Source organism: Brochothrix sp. (assembly GCF_017549435.1).
GTDB classification, from domain to species: Bacteria; Bacillota; Bacilli; order Lactobacillales; family Listeriaceae; genus Brochothrix; species Brochothrix thermosphacta.
This window is the reverse complement of record NZ_JAFYUW010000015.1, coordinates 1-4,660: the sequence shown is the minus strand read 5'-3', so window position 1 is coordinate 4,660 and position 4,660 is coordinate 1. Positions and strand designations below refer to the sequence as shown.

General features: G+C 36.6%; 4 protein-coding genes. 3 read left to right on the top strand and 1 reads right to left on the bottom strand.

Translation table 11 applies throughout. From position 1 onward, the window contains the following. The coding region (locus IKV95_RS00900; RefSeq protein ID WP_287451313.1) for a GNAT family N-acetyltransferase at nucleotides 1-248 on the top strand (248 nt) is incomplete at its 5' end. A gap of 65 nt (nucleotides 249-313) precedes the next feature. Here IKV95_RS00900 and IKV95_RS00895 read toward each other — a convergent pair. Continuing rightward, entirely contained in the window at nucleotides 314-1,774 is a 1,461-nt protein-coding gene (locus tag IKV95_RS00895) for a ParB/Srx family N-terminal domain-containing protein (protein WP_287451312.1), read from the bottom strand. A 380-nt stretch (nucleotides 1,775-2,154) separates the two neighbouring features. On the opposite strand from IKV95_RS00895, the gene abc-f reads away from it, so the two are divergent. Then, complete coding sequence (gene abc-f / locus IKV95_RS00890; RefSeq protein ID WP_287451311.1) at nucleotides 2,155-3,786, top strand: ribosomal protection-like ABC-F family protein; 1,632 nt, start codon at nucleotides 2,155-2,157, stop codon at nucleotides 3,784-3,786. A 136-nt stretch (nucleotides 3,787-3,922) separates the two neighbouring features. After that, nucleotides 3,923-4,300, top strand: a complete 378-nt coding sequence (locus tag IKV95_RS00885; RefSeq protein WP_069125588.1) for a hypothetical protein — start codon at nucleotides 3,923-3,925, stop codon at nucleotides 4,298-4,300. The last annotated feature ends 360 nt before the right edge of the window (nucleotides 4,301-4,660 follow it).

The window sequence follows — 4,660 nt, the reverse complement described above, 5'->3', positions numbered from 1 at the left end:
TTTCAGCGATAGCTAATCAAAAATTAGAAATGTTTTTTATAGCACCCCCATACATCGGACAAGGATACGGGCGTTCTATCATGGCTCACTTATTTTCTGATTTCGCGATTAAGTCAGTGGATGTTAATGAACAAAATGCTGCTGCAGTTAGATTTTATCTTAAACAACACTTTGAAGTCCTTTCGCGAGACGAAAGAGATGACGGTGGTAAACCATATCCTATTTTACATTTAGGATTAAAGACATAATAAAAAGCCGACAGACTGACAGTTAAACGCCAGCTTGTTGGCTTTTTTATTTGCGCGTGATTAAGTTACTCTTTTAAGCGATAAAATTTAATACCCGCAGTAATCACACAAGCAGCACCTAATAGGATTAACCAAAAATGGATGGGACTATCTCCCGTGTGTGGTAGTGTAGAATCAGCAATTTGTGTTGTAGCTGTTTTATCTGAAGAATGTGTTTGTTCTACTGGTGAAATAGCAGCATCTGTAGAAGAACTCGTTTCACGTTCAGATGAATTTTTTTTTGACTTAGATGAAGAGCTATTCTCACCATTAGTTGAACTTGTTGCAGTATCAGAAGAGTTTGTATCACTTCCAGATGTATCTGATTCACTAGAAGAAGAGCTATCAGCACTATCTGTTGAACTTGTTTCGTCGTTAGAGGTGCTCGTATTATCATCAGTAGATGAATCTTCTGATGTAGGTGGCTCTACAGGTGTATTGCCGTCAAAAACAGCTTGATTTGATGTTGTTAAATTTGGATGTGAGAACATATATGCTTTTGCTGTATCGAGTTTATCTTGCTGTTTAGCTAATTTAGCTGCACTGTAGCTGTCTTGTAAGCCAATTTGGTTAGCTGTTATGCCATACTGTTTCGTAACAACTTCACTGAACAGGTATGTGTATTTAGCATCGCCAGCAATCAGTTTTTCGAAAATAGCATTGCCTCGTTCAAAAGCTGTTTGATAATCATCAGGTGTTTGAAAATTCAAATCATCAAATTCATGTGTGCGTGACATGAACTCGCCCCAATAAAACTCAGCAAAAGGAACAGAAATAGTATCTTTATTGATTGCAGTTGAGCGCCAGAAGTAGTTCAAACCGCGGAAAGGATCATTCACAAACAATTGATTATTCATTTGTTTTGGCAATTTCAAGCCTGAAATTGTTTCGTACTGATGTGTGGCTACATTATAAGCTTTCGGATACATATACTTTTGTGCTAACATCGTTTGCCAAAAAGTTTTTTCATCTAAATCACTATAGTCTGCAATTACTGCGACATTAATTTTATCATAGCCCAGTCCGGTCATCTCTTTAATGAGTTGATTTGTATTTGAGCCATGATGACCATCGATAGCATAATATTCTTTATGGGGTCCAATCACAACTTGGACAGATAAACTTCCAAGCGCTGGGTTGACGAGTGCCCCTAATTCTTCACGCATATTAACTGTTTTCAAAAGATTTTTATCTTGCTTTGGGGTTTGTGTATCAGCAGTTAAATAGTTGCCTTTGATATAACCATTGTCTTCATTAAAATCTTCAAAGAAACTGGCTGTTAAAGCAGCATCATTGGCGAGATACTCAGTCAATTTATAGGAAATTTGAATTTTTCCGATACCTGCTTGAGTGGGGTGAAGGCTTGAGATTGGTACATCGTAGACAACAGTCGGCGATAATGATGCCTCAGCTGCGACTGTTTTAAAGGGAAGGAAAGCGAAAATTAATAGTAAGATGACAATACTAAGCTGTGTGATTTTTTTCATAGTAGCTCCTTTAAGATGTGATGTCTTTATCTTAAAGTAAATATATTTTTAAATGGTGAAGTCTACTTAAAGGTTATGTTAAGATTATGTAAAGCGCTGATTTGTAAAATAAATCGAATGGCTAAAAAAGCATTTTTGCTAAGTTTTCATTGCCATGTTATAATTTTAGTAACTTAAAAACAGAAGGGACGATGGGTGGCCGATGAAAATATAATCTTGTTGTAAACGTTTGAACTGAATTTTTCAAATGATACCAATAGGATTAGTCTGCCCATTTTCTCTAAAAATAACGTATACGTTTATTTAGTGCGGCATATATACTAATCCTTCCATTAATATGATGGAGGGATTTTTTTCTCCCTTCGCGAGAGGATGATTACATGAAAGAATTAATGAAAATGAATAACATCACAGTTACATTTAAAGAGGATTTATTATTTAAAGCGGAACACATCGGTATTCAACAAGGTGAATGTTTAGCAATTATTGGTCGAAATGGAGCAGGAAAATCGACCTTAATGCGTTTGATGACAGAGGATTTACTACCAAGTACGGGTCATATTCAGTGGTTTGATACGCAAATTAAACCACTATTAGTTGCTCAAGAAGCAGCAACATTTGTTGAAGATAAAATGGTTTCAACAAAAGAAGCACAATTATTATCACAATGGCAGGTCCCAAATCTACCCTATGAAAAATTAAGTGGTGGAGAGAAACTCAAACGACGTCTCGCTTTCGGCTTTGCGCAGCCACATGGTTTGTTATTGTTGGATGAACCGACCAACCACTTAGATAAAGACAGCACGGCGTTCCTAATTGAACAAATAAAAAGCTATACGGGTACAGTTGTACTGGTATCCCATGATCGCTATTTTATCGATGCTGTTGCGACGAAAATTTGGTCAATTGAATCTCAGCAAATTATTGAACAGATGGGTAATTATTCGCATTATCAGTCTGTTCGTGAAAACCGCGAAAAAGAACAAGCGCGGGCTTTTGATAAACAAAAAAAAGAAATCAAACGCGTATCCAACCAAATGAACACCTTACAATCATGGTCAAGTGAAGCCCATGCACAATCAACGAAACAAGAAGGCTTTAAAGAATATTACCGTGGTAAAGCGAAACGGATGGATACACAAGTTAAATCGAAACAAAAACGATTACAAAAAGAAATTGATAAAGCGGACCTTGCCCCGATAACACAAGAAGAGGCAGTTACCTTTACTCTGAAAAATCAGCCGAAACAAGGTCGTCGCATCTTGGAACTTCAAGGTATCACTAAAAAATATCAGCAAGAGACACTTTTTGAAGCGGTCAGTTTCACTATCCAGCAGGGGGAAAAAATAGCTTTAACGGGAGCCAACGGTGCGGGAAAAACAACTTTGTTAAATATTATTATGGGGGAAACACCCACAAGTGGAAGCGTTTGGCGTTCACCTGCAGCTAAAATAGGTTATTTAACACAAGAAGTATTTGATTTGCCGTTAGATAAAAGCCCTGAAAAGTTATTCACGCCTGATAATCGCTCTGAAATAGCAGGTATTCGTCATCTATTTAAACAACTAGGCTTTCAAGCGCAGCAATGGTTCAATCCAATTAGTGAAATGAGCATGGGGGAAAGAGTTAAGTGTAAGTTGATGCGCTATATCATTGAAGGAACTAATGTCCTTGTATTAGATGAACCCACCAATCATTTAGATTTACCTTCTCGCGAGCAATTGGAAGTCACTTTGGCTGCCTTTACGGGTACGTTAATCGTTGTGTCACACGATCGTTATTTCATCGAAAAAGTTACAGATAGAGTATTACTACTTAAAGATAAAAAAATAGGACAGCCGCTAGAAAAACAAGTCACAGGCGAGGATAATGATACCAAACGGCTACTTTTAGAGAATGAACGCCAACATATTTTGGGGCAACTTAGTTTATTGACGCCAAAAGATTCGAGTTATGATGATTTGGATAAAGCCTTTAAAGAACTCTCGCAACAGATTCGTAACTTAAGCTAATCATTCACATCCCCATAATACGAATATGGCTTTATAATAAGGGACAAATTGCTTTTTTCCTGTTTTTACAAAACGCCATTCCTTTGTTTATACTTTAGTTGTATCACGTTAAAACAACTGAAGGGAGCTAGCTTAAATGACGCAATTACACGTATTACAAAGCGTTTATGAAGATATTAAGAGCCGGATACAGCAACGAGGGCATGATGTGCAAGTGACTTTCCCGATAGAGGAATATCAGTATCCGTTTGTGGTTCTGGATAAACAGGAAGACCACAATTTTCTTGCAGAAAATCGCTCAGCTTATATTGTATTCACCTGTTATGATTATGCTGAAAAGCGTGAAGATATTTTAGATTTAATCAGAGATATTTTTCGCGAGTTCTTTGATAACGGTAGAGACCGTTTGCCATGGCCATTGCTACAAGCAAAACTTCAAATAGAAACAAACTGGCATCATGGGAAATCCGTGACAGGTGCAGAAGTAACGTTGCATTTAGATTTAAGTAAATAACACAGAAGCTCCCGCTCATTTTGCGGGAGTTTTCGTACGTGAAAGAGCTGTTATTTTCGATAAATTGCACTTAAAAGAGTCTCTATAAAATATAGAAAACCTTCGATTCAAAAATAGTGTTTTTATAATACCCGGTAAAAATAACACCGCGGTTTGTTTTATAAAATAAATAGGTGAAATACTTTATTAAATTATGTTTATCTTCCAAATGATTGTTTCAGAACGAGAGCGTTTCTTTTGTAACCAAATAAAGTGCTTTTAGCTAACAAATTAATAAGCTATTACGAAATTACAGTTAGATTATAGATAGTAGCGACTGTCCCTTATGCTCGAAATTTGCTATACTTAACAGGTTGAACA

Coding starts and splice junctions, on each gene's coding strand:
- IKV95_RS00885 (WP_069125588.1), top strand. CDS start 3,923: ATGACGCAATTACACGTATTACAAAGCGTTTATGAAGATATTAAGAGC.
- abc-f (WP_287451311.1), top strand. CDS start 2,155: ATGAAAGAATTAATGAAAATGAATAACATCACAGTTACATTTAAAGAG.
- IKV95_RS00895 (WP_287451312.1), bottom strand. CDS start 1,774: ATGAAAAAAATCACACAGCTTAGTATTGTCATCTTACTATTAATTTTC.